The 1,750-nt window shown below is 76.2% G+C and carries 1 protein-coding gene; it reads right to left on the bottom strand.

Features of this window, described 5'->3' with window-relative positions:
• Window positions 1-84 precede the first annotated feature (84 nt).
• Window positions 85-1,224, bottom strand: coding sequence for a glycosyltransferase family 4 protein (locus SZN_RS36955; protein ID WP_007506393.1), 1,140 nt, complete (start codon window positions 1,222-1,224; stop codon window positions 85-87).
• Window positions 1,225-1,750 lie beyond the last annotated feature (526 nt).

The raw sequence follows: 1,750 nt of genomic DNA, 5'->3' as shown, positions 1-1,750 counted from the left end.
TCCGGCCGCCGGGTGCGGGAACGGATACGGCGCCCTCCGGCGACCACTGCTGCCCCGCGGGCGAGGCGACGGTACTTTCCGCGGTCATGTGGCGATGCACTTCCTGCCCTCGTTGGGTCCGGCGACCGGCGCGGTGGGGACACCGAGCAGCTCGCGGTACACGTCGGTCACTGCGTCCGCGGCGTGCCGCAGATCGTGGGCGGCGCGCACATGCGCCCGGCCCCGCACGCCCAGCGCCGCCCGCAGCGGCTCGTCGCACAGCAGCGCCGTCAGCGCGCGGGCCAGCGCGGCGGGGTCCTCCGGCGGCACCAGGCAGTCCCGCCCCGCACCGGGCGGAAGGCTCTCGCGGGCCCCGTCCACGTCCGTGACGAGGACCGGCCGGCCGCACGCCATGGCCTCCAGCGGGGCCAGCGCCATGCCCTCCCAGCGCGACGGCAGCACGACGACGTCGGCCGCGCGGTACCAGGGGGCCGCGTCGGACGCGGCCCCCGCGAACTCCACCGAGGCGGGCGCGGCCGAGCGCAGCGCCCGCGCGTCGGGGCCGTCGCCGACCAGCACCAGCCGGGCGCCGGGCACCCGCCGCGCCACCTCGGGCCAGGCCCGCAGGAGCACGTCCTGCCCCTTCTGGCGGCACAGCCGGCCCACGCACACCACCAGCGGCCCCGACGCGGTCACCGCACGCGTGCCGTCGGGCCGGAACCGGCCGGTGTCGACGCCGTTGGGGACGACCCGCCACGGGGCGCGGACACCGCGGCGCTCCCCGGTCCGCCGCTCGGCCTCGCTCACACACACCACCCGCGCCGCCCACCGCGCCCCGAACCGCTCCCAGCCCAGCGCCAGCCGCGCCACGACCGGGTCCGCCGCCTCGAACGACCAGGCGTGCGGCTGGAAGACGGTGGGGAGCGTGCCGCGCACCGCCAGCCGGGCGGCGAGCCCCGCCTTCGCGCTGTGCGCGTGCACCAGGTCCGGTTCCGCGCCGCGCACCAGCCGCGCCAGCCGGCGCACCTCGCCGGGGAGCCGGTGGCCCGGCGCCCTGGTCGCCTCCCACGGCAGCACCGCGCGGTCGGCGGCGCGCAGGGCGGACGCCAGGGTGCCGGCCGGCGGACAGGCCACGCTCACCCGCAGCCCGGCGGCCAGCTGCGCCGCCACCAGGTCCGTCACGACCCGCGCGACCCCGCCCTCGACGGACTGGGCGACATGCAGGATGTGCGGCGCAACACGCATGACCGAGGCTGCCTTTCCGAAGAAAAGAGTCCGAACCAGCAACACGAGGTGTGGCACGCGTTCCCGGGATAAGATCCCGCGTCCGTTCCGCGGTTTCTGAAATCCGACGGGCTTCCTGGACAAGGGAGATGAGCGGCACCGGCCACTTATCCATATTTATCGCCGATCAGGTCGGCGGTGGTGGAGCAGGCACGTTTTCCGACTTGTTTCCCGCCCCGGACCACCCGATCGGAGGCGCGGTGCGGAGTGGTTCCGGGCGGCCACCCGATCGGCAGGACCGCGCCCTGTCCGCGGCGGCCGCCGGGGAAAGGGCCTCTCATCAGCGGGGACGCCGCGGTCGACGCTGACAGCCCGTCATGGGGCCGCGCGGAACGGTTGCGGGCGGGCCGGGCGGGTTTAACGGTGATCGCACGATCCGAAACTCCCCGGAGGGACACTCCATTGCCTGCACCGACGACCCGTCGCATCGCCGTTCCGGCCCTGTGCGCGGCATTTCTGCTCGGACCCGCGGCGCCCGCGCTCGCGG

Source organism: Streptomyces zinciresistens K42 (assembly GCF_000225525.1).
Lineage (GTDB): Bacteria > Actinomycetota > Actinomycetes > Streptomycetales > Streptomycetaceae > Streptomyces > Streptomyces zinciresistens.
This window is presented reverse-complemented; position numbering and strand designations above follow the sequence as displayed.

What these genes read in the sequence shown, in the direction of transcription:
- SZN_RS36955 (WP_007506393.1), bottom strand. Translation starts at nt 1,224, where the DNA reads ATGCGTGTTGCGCCGCACATCCTGCATGTCGCCCAGTCCGTCGAGGGC.